At 61.0% G+C, this 26999-nt stretch carries 25 protein-coding genes; 13 read left to right on the forward strand and 12 right to left on the reverse strand.

Annotated elements, in window-relative coordinates; all coding sequences use genetic code 11:
• Positions 1-3 precede the first annotated feature (3 nt).
• The 4 genes from otnK (at position 4) to otnI (ending at position 4396) form a co-directional block, all read left to right on the forward strand.
• Positions 4-1302, forward strand: coding sequence for a 3-oxo-tetronate kinase (gene otnK, locus ACEN9A_RS12925; protein WP_258673883.1), 1299 nt, complete (start codon positions 4-6; stop codon positions 1300-1302).
• A complete protein-coding gene (gene otnC / locus ACEN9A_RS12930; RefSeq protein ID WP_258673886.1) occupies positions 1299-1937 on the forward strand; it encodes a 3-oxo-tetronate 4-phosphate decarboxylase in 639 nt (212 codons plus the stop codon). Before otnK ends, otnC begins: the two co-directional genes overlap by 4 nt.
• Before the next feature lie 194 nt (positions 1938-2131).
• Positions 2132-3592 carry a GntT/GntP/DsdX family permease gene (locus tag ACEN9A_RS12935; RefSeq protein WP_258673888.1) on the forward strand — a complete coding sequence of 487 codons (1461 nt, stop codon included), beginning with the start codon at positions 2132-2134 and terminating at the stop codon, positions 3590-3592.
• Between the two features lie 21 nt (positions 3593-3613).
• Positions 3614-4396 carry a 2-oxo-tetronate isomerase gene (gene otnI, locus ACEN9A_RS12940; protein WP_019651668.1) on the forward strand — a complete coding sequence of 261 codons (783 nt, stop codon included), beginning with the start codon at positions 3614-3616 and terminating at the stop codon, positions 4394-4396.
• A 4-nt stretch (positions 4397-4400) separates the two neighbouring features.
• On the opposite strand, the gene ACEN9A_RS12945 is transcribed toward otnI, so the two are convergent.
• From ACEN9A_RS12945 to ACEN9A_RS12955, 3 genes are all read right to left on the reverse strand, one after another.
• Positions 4401-5219, reverse strand: a complete 819-nt coding sequence (locus tag ACEN9A_RS12945; RefSeq protein ID WP_258673889.1) for a DeoR/GlpR family DNA-binding transcription regulator — start codon at positions 5217-5219, stop codon at positions 4401-4403.
• A gap of 111 nt (positions 5220-5330) precedes the next feature.
• Positions 5331-5888, reverse strand: a complete 558-nt coding sequence (locus tag ACEN9A_RS12950; protein WP_309475243.1) for a hypothetical protein — start codon at positions 5886-5888, stop codon at positions 5331-5333.
• A gap of 86 nt (positions 5889-5974) precedes the next feature.
• Positions 5975-7453 (reverse strand): methyl-accepting chemotaxis protein, encoded by a 1479-nt coding sequence (locus tag ACEN9A_RS12955; protein WP_408981123.1) that lies wholly within the window; start codon positions 7451-7453, stop codon positions 5975-5977.
• 417 nt (positions 7454-7870) lie between these two features.
• Between ACEN9A_RS12955 and ACEN9A_RS12960 the strand changes: the two genes are divergently transcribed.
• The 4 genes from ACEN9A_RS12960 to ACEN9A_RS12975 are packed head-to-tail and all read left to right on the forward strand — an operon-like array spanning position 7871 to position 12179.
• On the forward strand, positions 7871-8728 hold the full coding sequence (locus ACEN9A_RS12960; protein ID WP_258673892.1) for a sugar phosphate isomerase/epimerase family protein: 858 nt from the start codon (positions 7871-7873) through the stop codon (positions 8726-8728).
• On the forward strand, positions 8721-9770 hold the full coding sequence (locus ACEN9A_RS12965; RefSeq protein ID WP_258673893.1) for an isopenicillin N synthase family dioxygenase: 1050 nt from the start codon (positions 8721-8723) through the stop codon (positions 9768-9770). The genes ACEN9A_RS12960 and ACEN9A_RS12965 overlap by 8 nt, the downstream gene beginning before the upstream one ends.
• 26 nt (positions 9771-9796) lie before the next feature.
• On the forward strand, positions 9797-10594 hold the full coding sequence (locus tag ACEN9A_RS12970; protein WP_258673894.1) for a transporter substrate-binding domain-containing protein: 798 nt from the start codon (positions 9797-9799) through the stop codon (positions 10592-10594).
• A 49-nt stretch (positions 10595-10643) separates the two neighbouring features.
• Entirely contained in the window at positions 10644-12179 is a 1536-nt protein-coding gene (locus ACEN9A_RS12975) for an amino acid ABC transporter permease/ATP-binding protein (protein ID WP_258673895.1), read from the forward strand.
• Positions 12180-12208: 29 nt separating this feature from the next.
• Here the strand turns inward: ACEN9A_RS12975 and ACEN9A_RS12980 are convergent, their stop codons facing one another.
• The 3 genes from ACEN9A_RS12980 to ACEN9A_RS12990 form a co-directional block, all read right to left on the reverse strand.
• On the reverse strand, positions 12209-12952 hold the full coding sequence (locus ACEN9A_RS12980) for a substrate-binding periplasmic protein (RefSeq protein WP_258673896.1): 744 nt from the start codon (positions 12950-12952) through the stop codon (positions 12209-12211).
• Positions 12953-13143: 191 nt separating this feature from the next.
• Positions 13144-14907, reverse strand: coding sequence for an L-lactate permease (locus tag ACEN9A_RS12985; protein ID WP_258673897.1), 1764 nt, complete (start codon positions 14905-14907; stop codon positions 13144-13146).
• A gap of 622 nt (positions 14908-15529) precedes the next feature.
• A complete protein-coding gene (locus ACEN9A_RS12990; RefSeq protein WP_258673898.1) occupies positions 15530-16468 on the reverse strand; it encodes a class I SAM-dependent methyltransferase in 939 nt (312 codons plus the stop codon).
• Positions 16469-16672: 204 nt separating this feature from the next.
• On the opposite strand from ACEN9A_RS12990, the gene ACEN9A_RS12995 reads away from it, so the two are divergent.
• Both ACEN9A_RS12995 and ACEN9A_RS13000 read left to right on the forward strand, forming a co-directional pair.
• The gene (locus ACEN9A_RS12995) at positions 16673-17080 is read left to right on the forward strand and encodes a response regulator (protein ID WP_258673902.1); all 408 of its coding nucleotides are present in this window, start codon (positions 16673-16675) and stop codon (positions 17078-17080) included.
• Positions 17081-17138: 58 nt separating this feature from the next.
• On the forward strand, positions 17139-17810 hold the full coding sequence (locus ACEN9A_RS13000) for an HAD-IA family hydrolase (RefSeq protein WP_258673903.1): 672 nt from the start codon (positions 17139-17141) through the stop codon (positions 17808-17810).
• A gap of 168 nt (positions 17811-17978) precedes the next feature.
• On the opposite strand, the gene ACEN9A_RS13005 is transcribed toward ACEN9A_RS13000, so the two are convergent.
• Positions 17979-18638: a methyltransferase family protein gene (locus tag ACEN9A_RS13005; protein ID WP_019651656.1), complete on the reverse strand. Its 660-nt coding sequence runs from the start codon at positions 18636-18638 to the stop codon at positions 17979-17981.
• 167 nt (positions 18639-18805) lie between these two features.
• Here ACEN9A_RS13005 and ACEN9A_RS13010 point away from each other — a divergent pair, with 167 nt between their 5' ends.
• A complete protein-coding gene (locus tag ACEN9A_RS13010) occupies positions 18806-19753 on the forward strand; it encodes a pyridoxal-phosphate dependent enzyme (protein ID WP_258673904.1) in 948 nt (315 codons plus the stop codon).
• A gap of 35 nt (positions 19754-19788) precedes the next feature.
• On the opposite strand, the gene ACEN9A_RS13015 is transcribed toward ACEN9A_RS13010, so the two are convergent.
• The 3 genes from ACEN9A_RS13015 to ACEN9A_RS13025 form a co-directional block, all read right to left on the reverse strand.
• Entirely contained in the window at positions 19789-20106 is a 318-nt protein-coding gene (locus ACEN9A_RS13015) for a DUF2388 domain-containing protein (protein WP_019578720.1), read from the reverse strand.
• 96 nt (positions 20107-20202) lie between these two features.
• On the reverse strand, positions 20203-21873 hold the full coding sequence (locus ACEN9A_RS13020) for a Na/Pi cotransporter family protein (RefSeq protein WP_258673906.1): 1671 nt from the start codon (positions 21871-21873) through the stop codon (positions 20203-20205).
• A 267-nt stretch (positions 21874-22140) separates the two neighbouring features.
• Positions 22141-22437 (reverse strand): hypothetical protein, encoded by a 297-nt coding sequence (locus ACEN9A_RS13025; protein WP_018928973.1) that lies wholly within the window; start codon positions 22435-22437, stop codon positions 22141-22143.
• Between the two features lie 453 nt (positions 22438-22890).
• Between ACEN9A_RS13025 and ACEN9A_RS13030 the strand changes: the two genes are divergently transcribed.
• Positions 22891-24009 carry an NAD(P)/FAD-dependent oxidoreductase gene (locus ACEN9A_RS13030; RefSeq protein ID WP_258673907.1) on the forward strand — a complete coding sequence of 373 codons (1119 nt, stop codon included), beginning with the start codon at positions 22891-22893 and terminating at the stop codon, positions 24007-24009.
• Positions 24010-24232: 223 nt separating this feature from the next.
• Positions 24233-24739, forward strand: coding sequence for a DinB family protein (locus ACEN9A_RS13035; protein ID WP_258673908.1), 507 nt, complete (start codon positions 24233-24235; stop codon positions 24737-24739).
• A 203-nt stretch (positions 24740-24942) separates the two neighbouring features.
• Here ACEN9A_RS13035 and ACEN9A_RS13040 read toward each other — a convergent pair whose 3' ends face one another.
• Both ACEN9A_RS13040 and ACEN9A_RS13045 read right to left on the reverse strand, forming a co-directional pair.
• Positions 24943-26337, reverse strand: coding sequence for a sensor histidine kinase (locus ACEN9A_RS13040; RefSeq protein ID WP_019651650.1), 1395 nt, complete (start codon positions 26335-26337; stop codon positions 24943-24945).
• Complete coding sequence (locus ACEN9A_RS13045) at positions 26315-26998, reverse strand: response regulator transcription factor (protein WP_019651649.1); 684 nt, start codon at positions 26996-26998, stop codon at positions 26315-26317. The genes ACEN9A_RS13040 and ACEN9A_RS13045 overlap by 23 nt, the downstream gene beginning before the upstream one ends.
• Position 26999: the final 1 nt, after the last annotated feature.

Consider the following 26999-nt stretch of genomic DNA (forward strand, 5'->3'; position numbering starts at 1 on the left):
ACCATGAGCACAACCACTGCACGCCCATTGCTGGGCTGCATCGCCGACGATTTCACCGGTGCCACGGACCTTGCCAACATGCTGGTGCGCGGCGGTATGCGCACCGTGCAAAGCATCGGCATTCCGAGCAGCGAAGTGGCGGCCGGGCTTGATGCCGATGCGATCGTCATCGCCCTGAAGTCGCGCACCCTTCCAGTCGCCGAAGCGGTCGAGCAATCCCTCGCCGCGCTGGCCTGGCTACGTGAACAAGGCTGTGAGCAGATCTTCTTCAAGTACTGCTCGACGTTCGATTCCACCGGGGCCGGCAATATCGGCCAGGTCAGCGAAGCGCTGCTGGCGGCGCTGGGCGGCGACTTCACCCTGGCGTGCCCGGCGTTCCCGGAGAATGGCCGGACGATCTTTCGCGGTCACTTGTTCGTGCAGGATCAACTGCTCAGCGAGTCGGGCATGCAGCATCACCCGCTGACGCCGATGACCGATGCCAACCTGGTGCGGGTGCTGCAATCGCAGACCCAACTGAACGTCGGCCTGTTGCGCTACGACACCATTGCCCAAGGGGCTGAAAAGGTACGCGGGCGCATCGCCGAGCTGCGGGCTCAAGGTGTCGGCATGGCGATTGCCGATGCTTTGTCGGACCAGGATCTGTACACCCTCGGCACCGCCTGCGCCGACCTACCGTTGCTGACTGGCGGCTCGGGGCTGGCCCTGGGCTTGCCGGAAAACTTCCGTCGCGCCGGTAAATTGCGCGACATCGATGCCTCGAAACTCCCGGCGGTGGCTGGCGGTGAAGTGGTGTTGGCCGGCAGCGCTTCGATCGCCACCAATGGCCAAGTCGCGGCCTGGCTCGAAGCCGGTCGACCCGCGTTGCGGATTGATCCGTTGGCCCTGGCGGCTGGCGAACCGGTGGTTGCCCAGGCCCTGGCCTTCGCCAGGAACAATGAACAAACCGTGTTGATTTACGCCACCAGCACCCCGGATGAAGTGAAGGCTGTGCAACAGCAACTCGGCGTCGAACGGGCCGGTACCTTGGTGGAGAATGCCTTGGGTGAGATCGCTCAGGGCCTGCGCCAGAGCGGCGTACGGCGTTTCGTGATCGCTGGCGGTGAAACTTCGGGCGCGGTGGTTCAGGCGCTGGGAGTGCAACTGCTGCAGATCGGCGCGCAGATTGATCCGGGTGTGCCGGCAACCGTTAGCAGCACCGATGAGCCTCTGGCGCTGGCGCTCAAATCGGGCAACTTCGGTGGTCGGGATTTCTTCAGCAAAGCGCTGAAGCAACTGGCCCAGACCGGAGGTGCGCAATGAGTAATGAAAATGCCCTGCGCGAAGAAATCTGCGACGTCGGCCGCAGCCTGTATGAGCGAGGTTACACCGTCGGCAGCGCCGGCAATATCAGCGCACGGCTGGATGACGGCTGGTTGATCACGCCGACTGACGTGTGCCTGGGCCGCCTCGACCCGGCGACCATCGCCAAGGTCAATCTGGCTGGCGAGTGGGTGTCCGGTGACAAGCCGTCGAAGACATTGGCGTTGCATCGCCAGGTCTACGACCGCAACCCGAGTGTCGGTGGCGTGGTGCATACCCATTCCACTCATCTGGTGGCGTTGACCCTGGCGGGTGTCTGGCAGCCGAACGACATCCTGCCGCCACTGACGCCGTATCAGGTGATGAAAGTCGGGCATATCCCGTTGATCAGCTACCAGCGTCCCGGCTCGCCGAAGGTTGCCGAACAGGTCGCACAACTGGCCAACAGCGTTCGCGGCGTGATGCTCGAACGGCTGGGGCCGGTGGTCTGGGAGAGTTCTGTGTCCAAGGCCAGTTACGCCCTGGAAGAACTCGAGGAAACCGCGCGGCTGTGGCTGATGAGCAATCCCAAGCCCGAACCGCTCGATCAGGCAGCACTGGACGAGCTGCGAACGGCCTTCGGCGTGCATTGGTAGTGCGCTGAAGTTTTTTAACACGATAGACCGATAAAGCAGGCCCCGTTCGGGAGACGCGCAACGGCTCCCACGACCCCGGCTTGCCTGAAAAATACAATAACAAGAGGACATCCAGGCATGACTCACCTTCACTGCGGCATTTTCAGACCCGGTTGCAGCACCCTTGTGTTCACCCGGCGCGGAGGGCTTGTGAAATGAGCCCGTTAATCCTGATGGTTACCGCGGGGCTAGGGATCGCTCTGTTGTTGTTTTTAGTGCTCAAGTACAAGTTCCAGCCGTTCGTGGCGTTGATGCTGGTGAGCATTCTGGTGGCGCTGGTGGCCGGGGTTAAACCGGCCGACCTGGTCGCCACCATCGAAGGCGGCATGGGCAAGACGTTGGGCCACATCGCGATCATCATTGCCCTGGGCGCGATGATCGGGCGGATCATCGAGCTCTCCGGTGGTGCCGAGGCGCTGGCCAAGACGCTGATCAGCCGTTTCGGCAATCGACGCACGCCGCTGGCGCTGACGATTGCCGGGTTCATGGTCGGGGTGCCGGTGTTCTTCGAGGTCGGCGTGATCATCCTGATGCCGCTGGCTTATGGTGTCGCTCGCAGTGCGCGCAAGCCGCTGTTGGTGTTCGCGCTGCCGATGTGTGCTGCGTTACTGACCGTACACGCCTTTCTGCCTCCACACCCGGGCGCGGTGGCCGCTGCCAGTCAGTTGGGCGCCGACCTTGGCCGCGTGCTGATGTTCGGTCTGCCGATCACGGCGTTCCTCTGCTATGTCGGCTACCGCGTGGCCGGGCGCATGACCCGTCGGGTGTACCCGATGACCGACGATATCCGCGCCGAAGTCTATGGCCCGCATGTCACCAACGAAGACCTGGTCGCCTGGGCCAATGGCAACGGCAAGAGCGCTGAACGAGCTGCCGTGGCCGCGTCGCACATGGGCCTGGAAGAGTCCACCAGCGCTATCGTTTCCAAGTTGCCGCCAGCACCCGCGCCGGGTTTTGGCATGATCGTCAGCCTGATCGCGCTACCGATCATTCTGATTCTGCTGGGAACACTGTCCAACTCGTTGCTGCCTGCCGACTCGACCCTGCGCGGCATCATGACCGTGCTCGGTGCGCCGCTGGTGGCGTTGCTGATCGATACCTTGCTGTGTGCCTGGTTGCTGGGTTCGCGTCGGGGCTGGAGTCGTACCCAGGTGTCTGACGTGATCGGTTCGGCCTTGCCTGGCGTGGCCATGGTGATTCTGATTGCCGGTGCCGGCGGTGTGTTCGGCAAGGTGCTGGTGGATACCGGCATCGGCGCCGTCGTCTCCGATTTGCTGCGCACCACCGGTCTGCCGGTCCTCGCGCTGGGCTTTCTGCTGACCATGCTGTTGCGTGCGGTTCAGGGCTCGACCACGGTGGCGCTGGTGACCACCGCCGGCATCATCAGCCCGCTGATCGCGACCCTCAACCTCACGGCGAATCACATGGCACTGCTGTGCCTGGCCATGGGCGGTGGCGGGTTGGCCATGTCCCACATCAACGACGCCGGTTACTGGATCTTCACCAAACTGTCCGGGCTGAACGTGGCCGACGGCCTGCGCACCTGGACCGTGCTGACCACCTTGCTCGGCACGTTGGGTTTCGGTATTACCTTGCTGATCTGGCCGTTTGTCTAACCCTCTATCCAAGGAGCTACCATGCCTCGTTTTGCTGCCAACCTCAGCATGCTCTACCCGGAACATGAGTTTCTGGATCGCTTCGCCGCCGCTGCCGCCGATGGTTTCGAAGCGGTGGAATATCTGTTTCCCTACGACTACAGCGCCCAGGAACTCAAACAACGCCTGAGCGATAACGGCCTGGTGCAGGCGCTGTTCAACGCACCGCCCGGCGATTGGGCGGCGGGTGAGCGGGGCACGGTGTCGTTGCCGGGCCGGGAGAGTGAATTTCGCAGCGGTTTCGATCGCGCACTGGAATACGCCGCCGTCCTGGGCAACTCACGCATCCATGTGATGGCCGGGTTGTTGCCGTCGGAAAGTGATCGACCACGGCATCACGGCGTGTACCTGGAGAACCTGGCCTATGCCACCGCGCAGGCCGCCAAGGTCGGCGTCACCGTGCTGCTGGAACCGATCAACACACGCGACATGCCGGGCTTTTTCCTCAACCGCCAGGATCAGGCCCAGGCCATCTGCAAGGAAGTGGGCGCCAGTAACCTGAAGGTTCAGTTCGATTGCTACCACTGCCAGATCGTCGAAGGTGACTTGGCGACTAAACTGCGTCGGGACTTCGCCGGCATCGGTCATATCCAGATCGCCGGTGTACCGGACCGACACGAGCCGGACCTGGGCGAAGTCAACTATCCCTATCTGTTCGAGTTGATCGACCAGTTGGGTTATGACGGCTGGGTAGGGTGCGAATACCGGCCCCGTGGCAACACGTCGGCCGGCTTGCAGTGGCTGCGGGACTGGAAGGCGCGCTAACGCCTTACAGGTTGTTATCGGAGGGCAACAGCAGTTCGACACCCTGCTTGCGGATGCTATCGGCCGCGGCAGGGGTCAGTGCGTCGTCGCTGAGAATAATGTCGAACTGCTCGAGCCCGGCGATCCGGTACATGCTGAACGTGCCGTACTTCGAACTGCTGGCCACCAGCACCACTTGCGAGGCCGATTGCATCGCGACTTGCTTGACCTCCACCTTCAGCGCCGACGGCGTGGTGAGGCCGCGACGCAAATCCCAGGAACTGGTGGAAATGAAAGCGATATCGGTGACGATCTGACGCAAGGTGGCCACCGCCAGACCGCCCACGCACGATTGATTCGAATGATCCAGTTGCCCGCCGGTGTGAATCACCGTGACATGGGGCGCATCGATCAGCGCCTGGACAATCCCGAAATCGTTGGTCACCACGGTCATTCCCGACAGCGCCTTGATGTACGGGACGATCTCCAGCGTGCTCGTGCCCGCATCCAGATAAATCGTCATGTCGGCATGCAACAGCCGCGCGGCCAGCTTGGCCATCGCCTGCTTCTGCGGCAACTCGACCACCGCCTTGAACTGATGACTGGGCTCGCTGTGGAGCTGGCTGGCGATTCGCACGCCACCGGTGACCGAATAAGCACGGCCTTCCTGTTCAAGCAGCGCGATATCGCGGCGGATGGTCATGTGCGAACAGTCGAACATATCCATCAATTGATGAACGCTCAGCACCTGATGCTTGCGCAACTGGCGCAGCATCAATTCACGGCGCTGTTCAGGAATCATCGGTGCGCCGCTTTCGGCGGCGATGTCCTTTTGACTAGGCATTCAGGCTCCAGAGTGAAGAAATCCGCCGACAAGGAAAGCGGTGCAAACATAGTAGCGAATCTACGGTAAAGGAACGAGCTGTTGCGGATCTCTGTTCTGGTGATGGCAGCCTCAATCCAGATCCCGGCGGATAGCGTCCAGGCGCTCGTCGAGCAATGGGGTGAGGAGGGCGTAGCACTGCGCCGGAGTGATCGACACGGTGGTTGTCCCGATCAGGCAGCGTTGCAGTTGTTCGAGCGCAGTGTGCAGCGAATGGGGAGCGTGCTTGAGCAAGCGTTCGTGCAGGTACTGCAATTGAATCAGCATCTCCAACGGGCAACTTCGATGGGCGGCGGCGCGTACCGACAGCCCGCGCAGTCGTCCCAGCTCTTCAAGTTCCCAGCAGCGCGCGGCGATGCTCGGGCGCGCCAGGCTGAGCGCACAGCGTTGCAGTTCGAGGTGCTGGATGGCGCCGAGCAGGTCCTGCAGCAATCGGCAATGGCCATCGAAATCCGCCGGGTCGCGACGTAACGCGCCCCAGGCCTGGCACTGTGCGGGATACGGCCACTCCCTCCAGCGTTGGTCGAGCGCGTGCCCCAATGCCTGGCAACGTTGTTGCGCCTCGCGGGTGACTTGTCCGCCGAGACCGCGATGCTGCTGTAGTCCTTGCAGCAGGTCGAGACCGAGCAACAGCGCCTGCCTTAGTCCCGTATCACCCTGTGGCAGACGGACTTGGCGGGATGGCCCATCGTCGAATGCTGTGGCGAGTGCTGGATTCATGGGCGGCTTCCGACGGTGAGCTGGTTGAGATAACGGGTCAGGTCGTGCAGCGCATTGGTTTGCGTGCTCTGTTCCTGCACCGCGCCATTGACCTGTTGCAACTGTTCGCTGAGGGCATGATTGGCTAGCTGATGCTCGCTGAGCGCCTGTTGCATGGCGCCGAGCTGTTGCAGATTGGTCTGGCTATGTTGAGCCAGGTCGTCGAGGTTGGCGGCGAGCTGCTCGCTCTGTTCACTCCCGGCTGCCAGCAGATCGCGGTGTTCCTTGACCTCGCCATCCACCTGGCGCACGGCCATGGCGATCGCCGTCGCGGCGGTAGTGATTTCGTGGGTCGCCCGGTCGGTGGCCTGGGCCAGGCTGCGGACCTCATCGGCGACCACGGCGAAACCGCGCCCGTGCTCGCCGGCGCGGGCCGCCTCGATGGAAGCATTGAGCGCCAGCAGCTGGGTCTGTTTGGCCAATGCCTGAATGCTGTTGACCGTGCTTTCCACGGCGGTCGTACGTTGCAGCAACGCTTCCACGGCATGTGCGGTGTTGCCCAAGCGGTGCTGAATGGCGCGCATGCTGTCGCCCACTGAGCGCGCCTCCAGGCAACCGGTTTCGCTCTGGGTGTGAGCGTTGGCGAAGGCTGCCAGCGCGCCCTTGGCCAAGGCATCGATGCTGTGCAGAGTCTGATCGATCTGATCGCTGGCGGCGGCGATCATCGCGATGCGTTGGCTCTGTTCCGCTCCTTGGTCGCGGGCCTGTTGGGCCATCTGCTGGAGGGCACGGCTGGCGAACTGCACTTCGCTGCGCAAGCGTTCGTTGTTGCGCAGTTGCGAGCTGGCGGTCACCAGCAGCGTCGCGGGGTCGGCATCCCGGGAACTGCGCAGCAGTTGTGCGAGTTCCGTGTCCCAGAATGTCTGCAAATGGCGTTGATGACGCTCGCGCAACTGCCAGGCGCATCCCAGGTACAGCACGCCAGGTATCAGGGCCAATGCGCTTGCGGGCTGTTCGGCCAGTGCGAGACCACAGGCGCCGAGGGCTAATCCGAGCGGTAGCCAGAAGCCGATCCTGCTGCGTTCGAGCAGGGCTCTGCCAGGTTCGAACAAGGCTTTGGCGAATGATGTGCCGGCCGGGTGCGATTTGCCGCCATCGCTGCGCCGATGAACGATGGCATGACCCGGTGGGTGCATTCCTTGAGCGGACATGAGGATTTCCTTCTGATGCCGGGATGAAAGCAAAAACGGCGCACGCTCTCCTGCCGCAATGGGCAGGGGAGCGGACGCCGTTGTCCGAGATGTTTGCCAAACCATCGGTGTTGATGGCTCAAGCCTGATCAGAAGCCTAAGCAAGTTGTTTGCCAGCCTTTGCGCTCGACGGCAGGTCAGCCGGTGGAAGGCGGATTGCATTCGATGACGAAGGCAGAACAGGCGAGCAACGCACCAGTCGCGGGAATGGTGGAGCCGCCGTGCGCTGTTCTGGTTCGTGCCCATAAGCACCGCACACACTCTTTGTAGCAGCTGTCGAGCTCGCGAGGCTGCGTTCGGCTGCGCAGCAGTCGTAAAACCAGAACTCGCGGTGTGTCAGGTAGACCGCATCAGCCGGATTCACGACTGCTTCGCAGCCGAACGCAGCCTCGCAGGCTCGACAGCTGCTACGGCCGAACTCAGGCTCGGCAGCTGCTACGGATCGCATTGCGGCTTACGCAACGCAAGAAAACCCGGCCTCGTTAGTTCATGAATTTCTGAACTAACTATTTGCTGCAGCCTATTCAATCGCTTGTCGCCCTAGCCTTAGGATTCGTCACACGGGACCGCGGCCATCAGAGCAGCGGCCTGCAGCAACTTCTTTCGACTGCCCAGTAACGCCAGCCCAAACAGCGGGTGGCCTGACGCAGCCGAGAGGAATGCATGAAGCTAGAAATTTTCCGCACGTTATGGGGCTATACCGCCAGCAAGGCACAGGCCCTGGATGAATCGCTCGCCGCCGGCTTCGATGGCCTCGAAGCACGCCTGCCACTGCAGGCCGATGAGCGTGGCGAGTTCGGCGCTTTCCTGCGCAGCAATCAGGTTCCCTACATCTGCACACTGTTCAGTGCCTACGATGTATTGCCCGACCAGAACGCCACGCCCACCCAACACTTGGCCGACATTGATCGCAAACTGGGCTGGGCCTCGGAGCTGACCCCGCGTTTCGTCAATCTGCTGGCCGGCAACGACCGCTGGCCGCAGACATTGCAGGTCGAGTTTTTCGGCCAGGCCATGGAACTGGCCGCCAGGCATGGCGTGTTCTGCAGTTTCGAGACGCATCGCGCCCGTTCCCTTTACAGCCCTTGGGTGACCCTGGAGCTGATCCGCCAACTGCCGGGCCTGCGTTTCACCAGTGACATCAGCCATTGGGTGGTGTGCTGTGAGCGACTGCTGGACGATCCGGCCGACGATCTTTCGGCCTTCGTCGAGCGCGTGCATCACATTCAGGCTCGGGTCGGCTACGACCAAGGCCCGCAAGTTCCCCATCCCGCCGCCCCGGAATATGCCCGTGAACTGGCGTTCCATCAGCGCCACTGGGAGGCCGTCTGGACTTCTCAGCGCGAACGTGGCTACCCGGTCAGCACCTTGACCCCGGAGTTCGGTGCCGACGGTTATCTGCATCACTTGCCCTTCACCAACATGCCGGTGGCCGACCTCTGGACCTTGAACCAGTGGATGGCCCGGACCGAGCGCGAACACTTCGACCGTTTCACCCGTGAAGGAGCCCGCCATGCGTAACACCTCGCCAACCCAAGCCAACTTCAACAGCATTCCGGTGGTGAACATCGCCGGACTCTTCAGCATCGAACTGGAGCACCGCCTGGCTGTGGCCGAGCAACTGGGCCGCGCCGCCAGCGATGTGGGCTTTCTGTACATCACCGGGCACGGCATCGATCCGGAATTGATCGAGGGCTTGCGCCAGGCGGCCAGGGATTATTTTGCGCAACCGCTGGAAGAAAAGATGCGCCATTACATCGGCGCCTCGGAAAGCCACAAGGGTTTCGTGCCTGAAGGAGAGGAGGTGTATTCCAAGGGCAAGCCGGATCACAAAGAAGCGTTCGATATCGGCTTCGAAGTGCCAGCGGATGACCCGCTGTTCCTCAACCGTACACCGCTGCTGGGGCCGAACCACTGGCCCGACGTGCCTGGCTTCCAGAGCGCGGTACAGAACTACTATCAGGCGGTGTTCGTGCTAGGCCGCCGGTTGTTCGATGGCTTCGCCCTGGCCCTGGGGCTGGAGGAGGGCTACTTCGACGCGCTGGTGACTCGCCCACCCTCCAAATTGCGGCTGATCCATTACCCCTTTGACGCCGATGTCGTCGATGCACCGGGCATCGGCGCGCATACCGACTACGAGTGCTTCACCATCCTGCACGCCGATCAGCCGGGGCTGGAGGTGCTCAATGATCAGGGGCAGTGGATCGACGCACCGCCACTACCCGACGCGTTCGTGGTGAACATCGGCGACATGCTGGAAGTCATGACCGCAGGTGCCTTTGTGGCCACTGCCCACCGGGTGCGCAAGGTCGCTCAGGAGCGCTACAGCTTCCCGCTGTTCTACGCCTGCGACTATCACACGCTGATCAAGCCGTTGCCGGCATTCGCCAGGGATGACCGGGAATACGAGGCGCTGGCGATTGGCGAACACATGTGGAGCCAGGCCTTGCAGACCTACCAGTACTTGCGCAAGCGCGTGGAGAGCGGCGAGCTTGAGTTGCCGTCCCGGGCCCGAAAGCCATCGAGCTTCGGCCACCTGAAGAACACCACCTCTCATTCCTAAAAAAACAACCAACGGAGCTTCCCACGATGAAAAGCCACTACGCCCTGACCAAACTGAGCCTGCTCGCCGCCGGCCTGTTCTGCGCCAACGCCGTCTTCGCCAGCACCGCGACCCCCGGTGTGTTGAAAGTCGGTATGGAAATCACCTACCCGCCGTTCGAGTCCTACGACGCTGACAAGAATGTGGTCGGCTCCGACCCTGAATTGGCGCATTCCCTGGCCAAGGCCATGAGCGTCAAGGCCAACTTCGTCGACACCAAGTTTCCCAATCTGATCAACGGCCTCAACGCCGGGCATTACGACGCGATCATCTCCGGCATGTACATCACCCCCGAGCGCCAGCTCCAGGCCCGCACCATCGCCTACGCCAATACCGGCGCGGCGATCATGGTGCCCCAGGGCAGTGAATTGAGCCCGCAGGTTCCCGAGGACTTGTGCGGCCTGAAGATCGGCCTGGAGCAGGGCACCACCTGGGTTGCCAAGTTCAACCAGTTGTCCAGCGACTACTGCGTGCCGAACAACAAAGGCGCGATCACCGTCAACGAATACCCCTCGGCTCCCGAAGTGACGCAGGCGCTGCTGTCGAAAAACATTCAGGCCCAGGTGGAAATCGCCGGCGCCGCGCACATGATCGCCCAGCGCACCAACGGGCGGGTCGTAGTCAGTTCGCAGAAGCTGGTTTACCCGCAGACCTTGGGCATCTACGTGAAGAAAGACGCCGACGCTACTTATCAGGCGCTGGTCAAGGCGCTGGCCGACAGCAAGGCCAACGGTGAGTACGCCGCCATTCTCAAAAAATACGACCTGGAACCGGTCTCCGAGTAATGGCTGAAGCCGCGCCCTCGGTCGAGGGCGCGGCGTGCACGAGGTGTCTATGCAATTCGACTGGTCTTACTTTATTTCGCTGTTCTCCAAGACTGACTTCTGGGCGGCGAGCCTGACCGTCATCGAACTGAGCGCCCTGGCCTGGTTCCTGGGGATGTTGCTGGGCTTCGTTCTGGCGTCAGCCAAGCTATCCGGCTCGCCCTGGCTGCGACTGCCGGCGGCACTCTACATCTGGTTCTTTCGCAGCATTCCGCTGCTGGTGCTGGTGGTCTTCATCTACAACCTGCCGCAGTTACTGCCCGGTGCCGGGCCGGTGCTGTCGGTACCGTTCTATTCCGGCCTGTTGGCGCTGGTGGTCACTGAGGCCGCCTACATGGCCGAAATTCATCGTGGCGGGCTGATCTCAGTCGCCAAGGGCCAGAAGGAAGCCGGCCGCGCCCTGGGAATCGGCCTGTTCGGTCTGCAACGGCTGATTGTGATTCCCCAGGCATTTCGTATCTCACTGCCGACCTTGATCAACGAATACATCACGGTGGTCAAACTGACCTCGTTGATCTCGGTGATTTCATTGACCGAACTGTTGACCGTCGGCCAGCGCCTGTATGCGCAGAACTTCCTGGTGATGGAAACCCTGGCGGCGGTGGGTGTGTACTACGTGCTGATCGTCACACTGTTCGGCTTTGCCCTGCAGCGACTGGAACGCTACCTGGACCTCAACCTGCGGACACCGCAAACCCTCGACAGCGCCTCGACACAAGCGCTGCGTGACAGTCTGGCGCCTGTTCTATCGAGCAAGCTCAAGCCGCCATCCAAAGGCGCCGCCCCGGCCCTGCAACTGCAGGGCGTGCACAAACGCTACGGCGATCATCATGTGCTCAAGGGCATCGACCTGAAGGTACAAAGTGGCCAGGTGATTTCGATCATCGGCCCGTCCGGCTCCGGCAAGACCTCGCTGATTCGTACGGTCAATGGCCTGGAGCGCATCGATCAGGGCGAAATCCTGTTGTTCGGCGAGGGCTTCATCAATGCCGAGGATAAACCGGATAGCCGTCGGATTAGTCAGGGCGTACGGCGCATCGGCATGGTGTTCCAGAGCTTCAACCTGTTCCCGCACCGCACACTGCTGGACAACATCAGCCTCGCTCCCCGTTATCACGGTGTCGGTCGCGCACTGAGCGAAGAACGCGCCTGCCAGCTGCTCGACAAGGTCGGCCTGTTGGCACACGTCCACAAATATCCGCATCAACTGTCCGGCGGCCAACAACAGCGCGTGGCAATTGCCCGGGCCATGGCCATGGACCCGGACATCCTGCTGTTCGACGAGCCGACCTCGGCGCTGGATCCGGAGCTGGTCGGCGAGGTACTCACGGTCATCAGCCACCTGGCCCGCGAAGGCATGACCCTGCTGATCGTCACCCACGAGATGGATTTTGCCCTGTCGATTTCCGATCGGGTGATCTTCATGGAAAACGGCCACATTCAGCTGGATGCATCACCACAGGCGATCCGCGAGCAGCCCGAGGCTCATAGAGTGCGGCGGTTCATGGGGTTGCAGGTGCCAGAGGAGGAGGGATGCCTGCCTTGAATGGGTTTAGCCGCGTGCCCTCAGAGTTCCTATGGCGACGAATAGCGCTTTTGTATGCGCGCCAGGGTGCCGTCATCGCGAAGCGTTTCAACCGCCGCGCGCAAGTCTTGCACCAGTTTAGCGGAGCACTGCTTTGAGCAAGCGAGATAGAGCTGCGCACTGCTCATGACGGGGCTCATGTGCAGTGTACGCTCAGACACTTTCGGCCAGATGTATCGACTCTCCGGGACACCGTTGAACCAGGCATCGATGCGACCTTTCAAGAGCATCTGCGCGGGGTTGTCGCCAATGGTCAGGGGGTGGATCTGATCGTCGCTGAAGCCTTGTGCACGGAGGATTTCCTCCTGCGCACTGCCCAGGCCGACGCCGATCGCCCGGTAGGTTTGCTTCGCTTGTTCGAAGCTGTTCACCGGCCGGTCAAGGCTGAAAAAAGCACGCTCCATGGGCATGATCGGCGCGATCCAGGTGAAGCGATCTTCACGTTCCTGCGTGCGTGACAAAGGGGCGATCAGGATGTCCTGAGTCTCGCTGACATGTTTCTGCGATCTGGCCCAGGGAAGCACATGGACATGCGCGACATAGCCGGCGTTGGCAATGGCGGTCATTACGGCCTCGCCGACCATGCCGTGGCCTTTGGAGCCATCGACGAACGTCAGGGGTGGAGCGTCCGGGATATACAGTTCGAGCGGCAAGGGGGCGCCACTTGCGTGAAAGGCAATCAGCAGCGAGACCGACAGGCAGAACTTGAAAAGCGTCTTTGAGGTCGCGCTCATGATCGATCGTTCAGGCATTGAAAGTAGGGTGGAGCCACAATTCACCAGTGGTGTTGATCACAGGGATGATGAGTCTGTTTTGGGATTGGACCCGGTACAGACACGGCATTTTACGCAGACTTTGCGGCGCGACACATCCTCCCCCAAGTGAAGGTGTCATGCGCCAGAACGTCAAAATGTGAGAGCGGGAGTCAGTGCCCGCCCACCACCATATGACTGAACGGCGCCACATACGCCTGCAACGTCACCAGCCCGCCGACCAGAATCGCCAGCACCACGGAGTGGAAAAACACGTAGCGCAGGATTTCCCCTTCGTGGCCGTACCAGCGGGTAGCGGTGGACGCGACCACAATCGACTGGGCGTCGACCATCTTGCCCATGACCCCGCCAGAACTGTTCGCGGCGGCCATCAGCACCGGGCTCAGGCCCAGTTGCTCGGAGGTCACCCGTTGCAAGCCGCCGAACAGCACGTTGGAGGCCGTGTCCGAGCCGGTCAGGGCCACGCCGAGCCAGCCGAGCAGGGTGCCGAACATCGGGTAGAAAATGCCCGTTGCGGCGAAGGCCAGGCCCATGGTGGCGTCGAGGCCCGAATAACGGGTGAGAAAACCCAGGGCGAGCATCGCCACAATGGTGGTGAGCGAATAGCGCACTACCCACAGCGTTCGCAGATAATGGTTCAGCAGTTGCGGGATGGAATAACCCATCAGCAGCCCGCCGAGGATCGCCGCGAGCAAGATGCCGCTACCGGTGCTGGTGAACCAGGTGAACTTGTAGATCGCGTCCTCGGTTTTCGGCGCAGGCACCACAGGCGGGACTTTCTCGATCTGTTGATGAATCGTGGTGAAGGTCACGGTCGGGGCAAAGATCGGGTTGGCCTCGAGCATTGGCTTACCCTGAGGATCAAGCCTGGCCGAGTGGGTTTGCGGATCCATGGCCGGGCGGGTATCGAACAGGTTTTTGAAGCTTTGGGTGCCCCAGGCAAAAACGAACACCGTGAGGATGATCCACGGCATCCAGGCGCGCATTACGGCGGGTTTTGCATCGCTGGCAAAGGTCGCGCTGGCGACGGGTTTTTGGTCATGCTCCTCGGCTATTTTGGAGTTGTCGACTCGCCCTGACAGGGCGGCCGAGGTATGCACCGTGGCCGGTTTCCAGACCCTGAGGAAACCGGTCAGGCAGGCCATGGAAATCAGCGCCGCGATCACATCCACCAGCATCGGCCCGTGGTAGTTGGAGACGAGGAATTGCGGTATGGCGAAGCTGACACCGGCAACCAGAATCGGCGGCCATATTTCCAGCATCTTGCGCCATCCGGCGAAGGCCCAGATCAGCCAGAACGGCACGATCACCGAGAAGAACGGCAACTGCCGACCGACCATCATCGACAGCTCCATTTCATCCAGCCCGGTCACTTTGGCCAGGGTGATGACGGGCGTGCCCAGAGCGCCGAACGCCACGGGCGCGGTATTGGCGATCAACGCCAGGCCAGACGCGGCCAGGGGGGAGAAACCCAACCCGATCAGAATGGCCCCGGTTACCGCCACGGGAGTGCCGAAACCGGCGGCCCCTTCGAAGAAGGCACCGAAGCAGAAGGCAATCAGCAGCAATTGAAGACGTCGATCGTCGGTGATGCGCGCCAGGGAGTCTTGCAGCACTTTGAACGAGCCGTTCTCGGTGGTCAGCCGATGCAGGAAAATGATGTTGAGCACGATCCAGCCAATCGGCAACAGGCCGTTGGCGGCGCCGAACAGCGCGGCCGAGCCCGCCATGTTCGCGGGCATGCCGAAGGCGAAAATCGCGATCAGCAAGGCCGAACCCAGGGCCAACAACGCCGCCAGATGCGCCTTGATGTGGAAAAACGCCAGGGAAACCAGCATCACCACCACCGGCGTCGCCGCCATCATGGTTGAGAGCACCGGGTTACCGAAGGGGTCGTAGATTTGCTGCCAGACCATTTTCCACCTCTGCTTTTTATTGTGGGTAGCGCGGGGAAGGTGGCTTGAGTATAGGTGGCATTAGGCTGATGGCTTGGAGATGCCCGATGCTGTTCACTTGAGCAATTTCAGTCGCGACGCATTTTTCGTAGCAGCTGTCGAGCTTGCGAGGCTGCGTTCGGCTGCGCAGCAGTCGTGAGTCCGGCTGACGCGGTCTGCCTGACGTACCGCGACTTCTGGTTTGACGACTGCTGCGCAGCCGAACGCAGCCTCGCAGGCTCGACAGCTGCTACAGATCGCACTACCTGAGCAGCATTTTTAGGGGGGATGGAATTTTTACAGACAAAAAAAGAGCCTCAAAGCTCTTTGATGGGGAGGAAGTAGAGCCGAGAGGCTCAAGATGCGCATGAAACAAGTGGTGGGCTTATTGGGGTTCAGTTCACCCACCACCTACGCAACGGCCTAAACCTCCAACCGCTGCGTACCATTATCGTAGGAAGCCGTGGTTTAGCACTCAAGTACCATTAGTCTACTGCCTCTGGCCAACTTGGTTGCAGTTGAATCAACGTCAAAAGATCGCAGCCTGCGGAGCCGCCCACAGGCGCGTAGGAGCTGCCGAAGGCTGCGATCTTTTGATCTTCAATTACCCCTGTCTAAACACCAACGCCTTCAACCCACACTCGACATCGGCATCGGGAAACTCCGGCGGATTCTCCAACCGTTGCTCAAACCGCAGGCTCGGTGCTTCGCGAGTGACGCCGTCGATGAGGAAGTCCGCGCCAAAGGCCGGATCATTCATGCAGGCCAGCACCGTACCCTGAGGGCTGAGCAACTCCGGCAGACGGCGCAGTACGCGCTGATAATCCTTGGTCAGCAGGAAACTGCCTTTCTGAAAGGACGGTGGGTCGATGATCACCAGATCATAAGGGCCGCTATTGATCACTTTGCCCCAGGACTTGAACAGATCGTGGCCGAGAAAACTCACCTTGCTCAGGTCATGGCCGTTGAGCCGATGATTGTCGCGACCACGGCTCAGGGCCGCGCGGGACATGTCCAGGTTGACCACATGCGTAGCGCCTCCCGCGAGGGCGGCCACTGAAAACCCGCAGGTATAGGCAAACAGGTTCAGCACCCGCTTGCCATCCGCATTGGCCCGCACCCAATCGCGGCCGTATCGCATGTCGAGAAACAGGCCGGTGTTCTGTTTGCGGCCCAGGTCCACGCGATACTGCAGGCCGCCCTCGGTGATCGTCATTTCCTCGATCGGCTCCCCGATCAGCCATTCGGTGGTGCTTTCCTGCAGATAGCGATGTTGCAGCAGCATGGTATGCGCGCCGGAGGTTTTCCACGCAGGCGCCTGCGTGATCGCCATCAGTCGCTGCTTCAAATCATCCAGTTGCGACGCTTGCGGCTCCTTGAACACGCAGACCAGCACCACGCCCTCGAGCCAGTCGACGGTCAATTGCTCCAACCCCGGCCAGCAGCGCCCACGGCCGTGAAACAGCCGACGGGTTTCTGCGGGGGCGGCCGCAAGTGCTGTCAGCAAATGGTCGTGGAGGATGGAGAGGGCGTCTGGATTCATCGGGCAAGGTCGGCAATGTAGAAGGGGGCGGCATTTTAACCACAATTACGCGCTGACAAACGGTCGTGTTTGTCGGCTTGAACAGAGAATGTCCAGGACAACCGCATCAAAAATGAATTTTCCGCGAAGTCCGCTGTTCATACCTGAATGGGAGGCGGATTTGAGCCCGCGCAACCAATGAAAAAATCAGGGAGTGGCACAGTGATGAGTCCAGTATCGACGGCGGGCGCGCATTTGTCTGACGGTTTGATTCTTGTGGTTGAGGACGACCCGTTGATCCTCGAGTTTCTTTGCGAAATTCTTCAGGAGGAAGGCTTTGCGGTTGAACCACAGATCAGCGCGGATGCGGCTTCACAGTTTCTGGAGCAGCACGCGCCGCAGGTGGGACTGTTGCTGACGGACATCACCATGCCGGGCAAACTCAATGGCGCGGACCTGGCCAATCAGTTTGGCGACCGTTGGCCAGACAAACCGATCATGATCATGTCCGGCTTCGAAACTCCGAAAAGCTCCGGGGTCAAGCATCCGGTTTCGTTCATCAGGAAACCCTGGGCGGTGGGGCAGTTGCTCGATTGTGTGCAACGCGCCTTGCAGTCGACCCGAACCGTGTAGGAGCTGGTGTACATTAGCGGACAACATTTGCCTGGCTCTTGCAAAAGGACGTCGCCCTTTGTCTGTCAAAACATCCCTGCTCAACAGGTCATTCCGTGGCTTGCTGTTCGATATGGACGGCACCGTCCTCAACTCCATCGCCGCCGCCGAGCGGATCTGGACAACCTGGGCCGTGCGCCACGGCGTCGATGTCGAAACCTTTCTGCCGACCATCCATGGCGTTCGCGCCATCGACACCATCAATCGCCTGGCGTTGCCAGGGGTAGATGCCGAAGCTGAAGCGGCGTGGATCACCGAGGCGGAAATCGATGATGTGGAGGGGATTGTCGAGGTGTCCGGCGCGGCGAATTTCCTCAAGTCGCTGCCCGCCCACCAATGGGCCATCGTCACCTCTGCGCCGCGGGCCCTGGCGTTGCGCCGAATGGCCGCGGCCGGTATTCCCGAGCCTGGCGTGATGGTTACCGCCGAAGACGTCAGCGCCGGCAAGCCCGACCCTGCAGGCTATCGGCTGGCGGCTCGTCGACTGCAGGTGGACCCAGCCGAGTGCCTGATCTTCGAAGACGCCGACGTCGGAATTCGCGCAGGCGAGGCGGCGGGTGCCAATATCATGGTCATCACCGCGACCCACGTTCATCCCCTTCTGACCCGGCACGCCACACTGGCCAGTTATGACTCGGTCGAAGTGCGCTTGGATCTCGACAGCCAAATCAGCCTGTACACACTCTCTTGATGCGAGTTTATGTGGGAGCGGGCCTGTGGCGAGGGGGCTTGCCCCCGTTGGGCTGCGAAGCAGTCCCAAAATCTCTGATCTACCAAAGATCTTGTAAGTGCTACGCACGTAAACGGGGGCAAGCCCCCTCGCCACAGACTCGCTCCCACAATTGAAGTTAGATTTATTTCAGTAGATCCCCGGAATCAATCGCCAGCTACGGGCGCAATAAGCCTCGTATTCGCTGCCGAACTGCGTGCGTAACAGCGTTTCTTCAGAGCGAATGCGGGCGATCAGCGGTATCAACATCAGCGCCACCAGTAGCAACCCGACACCGGAACGAAAGGCCAGCGCCCAGCCCACGCCATTGATCAGCAGCCCCAGGTAGCTGGGGTTGCGAACATTCCGATAAATTCCGTCGGTGACCAGGCGGTGTCCTGGCTGAATCGCCACTAATCCGCTGAAGCGCTTGCCCAGTACAAACACCGGCCACATCCGCAACGCGCCGCCGCCAATGAATAGCAGCGCACCCAGCCAACGCACACCCTCGCCACCGAAGGTCCAGAAGTCGATCCGGTCGGTGTAGGCCGGCAGATACCCGCTCAACAACCCGAGCACCCCGAAAACCGGCAGCACCCAGCGATTGGCCCGGTCTTCACGTTCGCCAGTGCTCAAATTGCCCTCACTGAACAACGACACGATCGCCATCACCAGGGTCGCAAGCGCAATGACCACCAGCGGTGGATGCGAGAAAAACGCCGCCAACCCGCCCAGCCCGAACACCGCGAGAGCGAGGTAGGCAAGGGTGCTGACGAGGGCGAAAAACGCGAGTTTGGCCGAGATTTTCATAACTGATCTCGCAAAAAGGGCATATCACCAGTGTAGAGGGGCAGCCCGTTATGAGAGCGGCAGTCGTCGAGCAGGGTGAACTAAGCTTGGATAAGGATGAGCCTGTCCGTTCACTTCCGGCCCGTTGAAAGATCTCAACGCGCCGGTGCTGTCACAAGGAGCACACGATGCTTCACATCAGAACGCCCCTGATTCTGCACCCGGGTCTGTCGACTCCGACCCGGCGAATCTGGCTCAAGCTGGAAAACCTGCAACCCAGCGGCTCGTTCAAACTGCGCGGCATGGGCCTGTTGTGCAGCCAGGCGGCAGAGCAGGGCAAGCGCAAAGTCGTCTGTCCTTCCGGTGGTAATGCCGGTCTGGCCACGGCGGTGGCCGCTGCCAACCTTGGGCTGAAGGCCTGCATCGTGGTGCCGAACACGACCCCGGAAACCACCCGCGCCAGAATCAGGAAAACCGGTGCCGAGGTGATTGTCCATGGCAAGGTCTGGGACGAGGCCAATCAACGGGCGAAAGAACTCGCGCAGGGTGCGGACACCGAATACGTCCCGGCTTTCGATCACCCGGTGTTGTGGGAAGGGCACAGTACGATGGTCGATGAAATCCTCGAGGACTGCCCTCAAGTCGATGCGTTGGTGACATCCGTGGGGGGCGGCGGTTTGCTGGCGGGCCTGCTCACCGGCCTGATCCGTCATCAGCGCATGGATTGTCGGATCGTTGCGTGCGAAACCCAGGGGGCGGCGTCGTTCGCTGCCGCCATCGCTGCCGGGCACCCGGTCAGATTGCCGCGCATCGACACCGTTGCCACGTCACTCGGCGCCGCGCAAGTGGCCGCTTGGCCGGTGCAGCACATCCTTGATTTCCCGCATGAATGCGTGGTGCTCAGCGATGATGAGGCGATCATGGGCGTGGTCCGTTACGCCAACGACCTGCGCCAGTTGGTCGAACCGGCGTGTGGCGTTTCATTGGCGATTGCCTACCTCGACCATCCGGCAATTGCCGAGGCCCATGACGTAGTGATTGTGGTGTGCGGCGGCGTCAGCATCAGCGCGCAACTGGTCGCCAGCTGGGCACGCTTGTCCGCAGGAGTCGAGAAGAACAGCGCTGAAGCAAGGTAGGGCCGTCATTAGCCCTACCGCTTGCATTTGAGACTTTATTGACCCGCTGGCACACCTTCCTGAACGAGGATCGCTCTGGCCAGGTCTTCATCGCTGGCCTTTAGGTCGGGATGATTTTGACGAATCTCCTTCAGTACCGACTCCAGGTAGACGCCACGGATCGTACCGCCGCTGGCGACAAAACTGGAGGCGTCATCCCGGGCAGGGACGACCATTTTGTGATCCTTGAATGTTGAGTACAGCGATGCGGAGATCCCGGCTGAGGTGGCGACATCGCCCGCATCCACACGGGCCATGGCTGAGCCAAAGGGCAAGCAAAGCACGAGTGAAGATACTAAAAACAGACGGCGCATGACGGCGTCCTCCGAAAGCGTGAAGCGTGAAGGAAGTAACACATAATTTAGGATGCCTGGCGGTGGTCAGGAGTTCCCTGCCGATCGATATATGCCTCACTCAATTCCAGCCAGATCTACCGTCATGCGATCCGTAACGGGAGCGTCGATGCTCTCGACCGAGCGCTCACCGGCGCGTTCGAGCAGCGGATACGCCAGGGCGGCGATGTGGTGATGCAGGCGCCGGTAATCACGCAGTACCCGCTGGAAAATATCACCGGATTGCGCCCAGGTACTTTTGTCTTCCTGCAACTGGCGAAAGTGCTCGCGGCTGGCGCAGGCTTCGAGCCTTCTGACGGTCTCCTTGCGCTGGATCAGTTGATGGGCGGTGGCGATGTCTTCGCGCAGGAACACGGTGATCGCCAGGCTCAGGCTTTCCAGAACGGCGTCGTGCAGCGGGGCGATGTTGCCCAGTTCGAAGGCCGAGAACTGTTCACCCCGACGCAAGCGGCGCATGGCCAACTGCGTGAGGCTGCTGGAAAGAATGTCCGCGGCATGTTCGAGGTTAATCACGAACGTGAGGATTTCCTGGGAACGATCGGCATCGCTGTCACTGATGCCTTCCTTGCCGATGTCGGCCAGATAAGCGCGAATCGCCGCGCTGAGCAGGTCCAGGGATTGATCGATCCGCCGCACTTCATCGGCGCAGGCCGGTAGCGATGTGTGGAACAGCTGCAGCATCCGGCCGAGCATGGTCGAGAACATGTCGGTCATGCGCAACGCTTCGCGAGCGGCATTCGACAGGCCGATGTTGGCCACTTCCAGGCCGGCCTCGTCCAGATAGCACGGCATGCCGGGATCGACATCCTGCTCAGGTGCCGGCAGCAGTCTGGTGAGGGCATTGGCGAGTACGTCGGTCAGACCGATGAACACCAACGCCAGCAGTAGATTGAAACCGGTGTGCAGGCACACCACCAGGGTCGAGGGCGCGAGCGGCGCCTGAGCGAGCAACCCGGCAAACGGCAAGACCGCCAGAGCACCGACCGCGCGCACCAGCAGGTTGCCCAGCGGCAGGCGTCGGCCGACGCTCGATCCGGCGTTGATGACCGAGGGCAGCGCACCGCCAATGTTCACCCCCAGCACCAGCGCGACGATGGTGCTGGCCGAGAGCATGCCAGTGGCGGCCAGCGAGACGATCAGCAACACCACGGCCACGCTGGAGTGGCACAGCCAGGTGAGGATCAGCGCCACCAGCAGCGCAATGACCAGATCGCCCTCGAGGCTCTGCATGATCAGCTGGAAGATCGGCGTGCCTTCGACTTCCGCCAATGTGGAGCCGAGCATGTGCAAGGCCAGCAGCATCAGCCCCAGGCCGATCAGTGCACAACCGACGCTTTCGTAGCGCGAGTCATCGCGCAGCCGAAAGACGATCAGGCCCGCCAGCAAAACGCTGGGCGTGAGCATCGACACATCGACGCTGAGCAACTGCACCACCAGGGTTGAGCCGATGTTGGCGCCGAGCATCACCGCCAGGGCCGGCGCCAGTCCCAGCGTCCCGGCGGCAGTGAACGAGGTCGCCATCAGGCTCACGGCGGTGCTGCTTTGCAAGACCCCGGTGATACCTATCCCCGACAGCAACGCCATCCAGCGGTTGTTCAGGTTGTGGCCCAGCCACTGACGCAGTGGCGTGCCGAAGCCGCGTAACAGCGCCGAAGAAATCATATGAGTGCCCCATAGCAACAGGGCAATGGAGCCGGCGAGGTTGATCAGTAGAGTAGTTCCCGACATGAGGGCTCTCCCTTGTTTCGTATTGCATTTATTGAAGGCCCGCAAGCCGGATTGTGATATCTGAATAACACCCGATCCTGTAGGAGCTGGCGCAGCCTGCGATCTTTTGATCTTGATTTTTAAAAGCAAAGTCAAAAGATCGCAGGCTTCGCCAGCTCCTACAGGTCTATAACTAATTCCAGTGATTTAGTTTTTTACGGGCAATAAGAAGTTGTCGGATTCCCATGTAAGGAAACCGTTCTGGAAGGACTTTAAAGTGCCTTCAGATCAACTGAAAATGCATGCCCCGATAGACAGGCCGAGCATCAGGCTCGCCTGCTGGAAGAGGCGCGCGATGCGCCGACTTTGTGGGTCCTGACTGTCGTCGAAGCTCCAGCGTTGCTGAAGCCGGCCGGTCGTCGGGCAGACACGCCAGTTGGCACGAGGGCGCACCTTGGCGTGGGTAGAAGGGGCGGAGAACGGGGCGCAGAGCCGAGTCGTCGGCAGACGCTCACGGCAGGGCTTGACCCGCATGGTCGATGCAAAGGCGCGTACGCCCGGCAGTACAGTGGTTTTGAAGTTCATAACATGCCTCTGGGCCGGAATGATTCCGGTGAGGCAAGTTACGGTGGAGCCTCAAGCTCTAGCGCAGCTCACTCGACCGAAAAGTCGAGGCCCGTCATTGTCTGGGTTATGTGCCAGATCCTGCGTGTGAGCAGTCATCCGACAGCGACTAGATACTGTGTCCATTGAATTCTTTTGTGAGTTGAAAAAAAGCCGTTGTTATCGGCCGGCGCAATTTACTCAGGCAGGTTGGCAAAGTCAATCGCCGATAGCCGGTTAAGGTTGTGTTGAAGGGGGGAAGTTGGAAAGTGTTCAGGTCAATGACAGTTAATTGTCATTTTGAATGATCGTTAAATGGGAAATTAAACATATAGTGTGAACGCCACGTAGCAGACCGTATGAGGTCATGCTGGCGATATCCTCCAGCCTGATCGATTATCGCATCCAGGGTTGGCTTGAATGAGTGGAGGGCAGGTGAGCGTCGATATCGAATGCGTGGTAGTCGGGGCTGGCGTGGTCGGGCTGGCGGTGGCCAGAGCCTTGGCCCGGACCGGACGAGAAGTGATCCTGGTCGAGGCGGGCGAGGGGATTGGCGTGGGCATCAGCTCGCGCAATTCGGAAGTGATCCACGCCGGGATCTATTACCCGAGCGGCAGTCTCAAGGCGCAATTGTGCGTGGAGGGCAAGCAACGCCTGTATACCTTCTGCGATGAGCGCGGTGTCGATTACCGGCGCCTCGGCAAGCTGATCGTGGCCACCGATGACCGTCAGCGCCATGCCTTGCAGGCGTTGCTGGAGCAAGGCCGGCGCAACGGTGTCGATGACCTGCAATTACTGGATGCCGGTCAGGCACGAGCGCTTGAGCCGGCGTTGTTTTGTGTTGCAGCGCTTTGGTCACCGTCCACCGGGATTGTCGATTCCCATGCCTTGATGCTGGCGCTTCAGGCCGATGCCGAAGCCTGGGGCACCTCGGTGGCCTTTTATACGCCGCTTACATCGGCCCGTTGTACCGAACAGGGTTTCGAGCTGCACATGGGTGGGGCTCAGCCGATGACCTTGAGCTGTCGTGAACTGGTCAACTGCGCCGGATTGTCCGCGCCTGAGGTGGCGAGCCGGATCGAAGGCTTGCCGGCGCGGCACGTGCCCAAAGCCTGGTTGTGCAAGGGCAGCTACTTCAGTTTCAGCGGCCAGGCGCCGTTCCGGCATCTGGTTTATCCAGCACCGGAAAGCGCCGGGCTGGGCGTGCACATGACCCTGGACCTGGGTGGTCAGGCGCGTTTCGGGCCGGATGTCGAATGGGTCGAGCAGATCGATTATCGCGTCGACCCCCATCGTGGCGAAGGCTTCTATCAGGCGATCCGACGCTACTGGCCGGCGTTGCCCGATGGCAGTCTGCAACCGGCCTACAGTGGTATTCGCCCGAAAATCAGCGGGCCGACCGAGCCGGCCGCCGATTTCGTCATCAGCGGCCCGGACGTTCACGGCGTACCGGGTTTGGTTAACTTGTTCGGCATCGAATCGCCGGGGCTGACCAGTTGCCTGGCGCTGGCCAAACGGGTGGTGCAGCATTTAATTCGCAATGAAACTCTGTAGCAGCTGGCGAAGCCTGCGTTCGGCTGCGCAGCAGTCGTGAATCCTGCGCACGTGGTTTATCTGACCCACCCGCAGCGTATAGTTTAGCGACTGCTGTGCAGCCGAACGCAGCCTTCGGCAGCTGCTACAAAGTCGTGCGGCGCAACCGATGATCAGGGTTTAGGCTGCAACCAGCTGCGAGGGCTATTCTTGGCAATGCGCCCATCGCTATGGGAGATCTCTGATGATCAACGTACGCACTGCCCGCATGCTCGCCGATTACAAGCGTTGGGCCGATCAGCGACTCTTCGACAGCCTCATGGCGCTGCCACCGGAGGAGCTCAATCGCAAACGGGTGTCGGTGTTCAATAACATGATCGGCGCCTTGAACCACACCTATGTGGTGGATTGCATCTGGCAAGCTCATCTGGAGGGCCGGGGGCACGACTTCAAAACCTCCCATGGCCTGCTCCATACCGAGCTCGCCGAGTTGCGAATGGCGCAACAGGAGATTGATCAATGGTTCTGTGGCTGGAGCTCGGCCCAGACCGAGGAGTCGCTGGATAAACCCATCGAATTCACCTCCATGTCGGGGGAAAGCGGGGTCATGAGTGCTGGCGCCATGCTATTGCATGTGGTCAACCACGCCAGCTATCACCGGGGCTGGGTGATCCAGATGTACTTCGATATTCCGGCCATACCGCCGATCACCGACCTGTCAGAGTTTGTGCGCGAGGTTCCGGGGTATTGAATCGAGCCCAGGCCCGATAACAGCATAAATCCGCTGTGGGAAGTGCCCCTGTGGCGAGGGGGCTTGCCCCCGTTGGGTTGCGAAGCAGCCCCAGAATCTCTGATGTACCAAAGATCTCGTGAGCGCTACGCACTCAAACGGGGGCAAGCCCCCCTCGCCACAGGGCTGCTCCCACATTGATCTTCTTTGTTATGGAGATTGGGTCAAGCCTGGGGAATCAGGCTCTGCCGACAGTCGATCATCAACTGCGCGCCACCCAGTTCGCTGTCGCCCACTTCCAGCGTAAATCCGTGCAGGCTGATGATCGCCGCGACGATCGACAACCCCAGCCCGAAACCGCTTTGCGGGTTGCCGCCTTCAGCGCGATAGAAACGCTGAAACACTGCCTCGCGCTCGGCCGGCGCAATCCCGGGGCCGGAGTCGAGCACTTCAATGCGTGTGTGCCCCGCGTCATTCACCCCACGCAAAATCACCTGGCCACCCGGCGGGGTGAATTTGATCGAGTTGCTCAGCAAATTCGCCACGGCTTCAAACAGCAGAGCACGGTCGCCGTTGAGCCCGGGCAAGGATTCGGGCATTTGCAGTTCAAAGGTCAGTTCGCCTTCTTCCGCCAGCGGCAGGTAAAAGTCGTGCAGTTCTTGCAGCAACGGCACCGGGTCCAGTTGCACGAAACCCGAACGGCGCTGGCGATCTTCCAGCTCGGAAATCCGCAGCAAACCACGAAAACGTGCCATCAAGGTATCCGCCTCGCCGAGCACGGAGTCCAGTTGCACGGCCAGCGTCGATCCTTCATCGGCCTGCTGCTGAATCCGGTACAGCTGCGCCCGCAGGCGTGTGAGCGGCGTGCGCAGGTCATGGGCGATGTTGTCGCACACGCCCTTGACCTCGTGCATCAAGCGCTCGATGCGTTCGAGCATGGCGTTGACGATGGCGGCGAGCATGTCCAGTTCGTCACGGCGATCGGACAGCGGCAGGCGCCGGGTCAGGTCGCCGGCGACGATGGCTTCGGCGCTGGCCTGGATCGCCCGGATCCGCCGCAGCGGGCGCCGTCTCAATAAATGCCAGCCGGCGATGCCCGGCAAAATCGTCAGCGACACGCCCCACAACAGCGCGTGCAGGATGATCCGGGTCACGGCAAACAACGAACCGTTGTCCCGCACCAGCACCAGCCAGCGGCCGTCCAGGGTTCGGGTCGCGACGGCGTCGCAGCTGTCGGCGGGCAGGGTCGGGTCGTCGGATTCGACGCAGTCACCGAGCATATGAATCTTGCCGTCCAGCGGCAGGCCTTCGGGGATCTGGCGCAAGGCACCGCTGAGATAACGCTGCTGGCCATCGAACAGGCCATAGGCATCGATGCCGCGAATGTCGAAGGTCATGCTGGCGGCGAGGGCATCGACCAGTTGCTCGCCCTGGAAGCGTGAAAACAGATGCTGACGTTGCATCAGCGAGTGTTTGGCGAGGGTATCGAGGTAGCTGGACACCTCGTAATACATGACCCCCATGAGAATCGCGCTCCAGGCCACGAACAGCGAACTGTAAAGGGCCAGCAAGCGGCTGCTGGAGGAACGCCAGCCTTTAGAGGGGTTCAGCAATGACATAACCCGAGCCTCGCACGGTCCGAATCAGTGGGACTTTGCCTGGCGGGTCGATTTTCTTGCGCAGACGGCCGATGTGCACGTCGATCAGGTTGGTGCCGGGGTCGAAGTGATAACCCCAGACTTCTTCGAAAATCATCATCCGCGACAGAATCTGCCCGGTGTTGCGCATCAGAAATTCCAGCAACTTGTATTCGGTGGGCAACAGCGTCAGCAACTGGCTGTCGCGGCTGGCCTCGTGGCTGATCAGGTTCAGCTCAAGATCGGCCACGCGCAACGTGGTGGCCTGGGCGGACACGGTGTTCTGCCGGCGCAGCAAGACTTCGACCCGGGCGGCCATTTCATCGGTGGCGAACGGTTTGGTCAGGTAATCGTCGCCGCCGGCGCGCAAGCCACGCACGCGTTCATCGACGTCGGAGAGGGCGCTGATCATCAGGATCGGCGTGGCCACGCCCATGGTGCGCAAGGTGGTGACAATCGCCAGGCCATCGAGCTCCGGCAGCATGCGATCGAGGGTGATCAGGTCGTAGTCGCCGCTGACGGCGCGCTCCAGGCCTTCGCGGCCATTGTCGACCCAATCCACCTCAAGGCCGTGGCTGCTCAGTTCGGCGACGATTTCCCGGGCGGTCACGGCGTCGTCTTCGATGGTCAAGATGCGGGTCATA

The sequence above is a fragment of the Pseudomonas sp. Pseusp18 genome, from assembly GCF_059506005.1.

Bases quoted from the DNA above. Each gene is read 5' to 3' on its own strand.
- otnK (WP_258673883.1), top strand. From the start codon at position 4: ATGAGCACAACCACTGCACGCCCATTGCTGGGCTGCATCGCCGACGAT.
- otnC (WP_258673886.1), top strand. From the start codon at position 1,299: ATGAGTAATGAAAATGCCCTGCGCGAAGAAATCTGCGACGTCGGCCGC.
- ACEN9A_RS12935 (WP_258673888.1), top strand. From the start codon at position 2,132: ATGAGCCCGTTAATCCTGATGGTTACCGCGGGGCTAGGGATCGCTCTG.
- otnI (WP_019651668.1), top strand. From the start codon at position 3,614: ATGCCTCGTTTTGCTGCCAACCTCAGCATGCTCTACCCGGAACATGAG.
- ACEN9A_RS12945 (WP_258673889.1), bottom strand. From the start codon at position 5,219: ATGCCTAGTCAAAAGGACATCGCCGCCGAAAGCGGCGCACCGATGATT.
- ACEN9A_RS12955 (WP_408981123.1), bottom strand. From the start codon at position 7,453: ATGGGCACGAACCAGAACAGCGCACGGCGGCTCCACCATTCCCGCGAC.
- ACEN9A_RS12960 (WP_258673892.1), top strand. From the start codon at position 7,871: ATGAAGCTAGAAATTTTCCGCACGTTATGGGGCTATACCGCCAGCAAG.
- ACEN9A_RS12965 (WP_258673893.1), top strand. From the start codon at position 8,721: ATGCGTAACACCTCGCCAACCCAAGCCAACTTCAACAGCATTCCGGTG.
- ACEN9A_RS12970 (WP_258673894.1), top strand. From the start codon at position 9,797: ATGAAAAGCCACTACGCCCTGACCAAACTGAGCCTGCTCGCCGCCGGC.
- ACEN9A_RS12975 (WP_258673895.1), top strand. From the start codon at position 10,644: ATGCAATTCGACTGGTCTTACTTTATTTCGCTGTTCTCCAAGACTGAC.
- ACEN9A_RS12980 (WP_258673896.1), bottom strand. From the start codon at position 12,952: ATGAGCGCGACCTCAAAGACGCTTTTCAAGTTCTGCCTGTCGGTCTCG.
- ACEN9A_RS12985 (WP_258673897.1), bottom strand. From the start codon at position 14,907: ATGGTCTGGCAGCAAATCTACGACCCCTTCGGTAACCCGGTGCTCTCA.
- ACEN9A_RS12990 (WP_258673898.1), bottom strand. From the start codon at position 16,468: ATGAATCCAGACGCCCTCTCCATCCTCCACGACCATTTGCTGACAGCA.
- ACEN9A_RS12995 (WP_258673902.1), top strand. From the start codon at position 16,673: ATGAGTCCAGTATCGACGGCGGGCGCGCATTTGTCTGACGGTTTGATT.
- ACEN9A_RS13005 (WP_019651656.1), bottom strand. From the start codon at position 18,638: ATGAAAATCTCGGCCAAACTCGCGTTTTTCGCCCTCGTCAGCACCCTT.
- ACEN9A_RS13010 (WP_258673904.1), top strand. From the start codon at position 18,806: ATGCTTCACATCAGAACGCCCCTGATTCTGCACCCGGGTCTGTCGACT.
- ACEN9A_RS13015 (WP_019578720.1), bottom strand. From the start codon at position 20,106: ATGCGCCGTCTGTTTTTAGTATCTTCACTCGTGCTTTGCTTGCCCTTT.
- ACEN9A_RS13020 (WP_258673906.1), bottom strand. From the start codon at position 21,873: ATGTCGGGAACTACTCTACTGATCAACCTCGCCGGCTCCATTGCCCTG.
- ACEN9A_RS13025 (WP_018928973.1), bottom strand. From the start codon at position 22,437: ATGAACTTCAAAACCACTGTACTGCCGGGCGTACGCGCCTTTGCATCG.
- ACEN9A_RS13035 (WP_258673908.1), top strand. From the start codon at position 24,233: ATGATCAACGTACGCACTGCCCGCATGCTCGCCGATTACAAGCGTTGG.
- ACEN9A_RS13040 (WP_019651650.1), bottom strand. From the start codon at position 26,337: ATGTCATTGCTGAACCCCTCTAAAGGCTGGCGTTCCTCCAGCAGCCGC.
- ACEN9A_RS13045 (WP_019651649.1), bottom strand. From the start codon at position 26,998: ATGACCCGCATCTTGACCATCGAAGACGACGCCGTGACCGCCCGGGAA.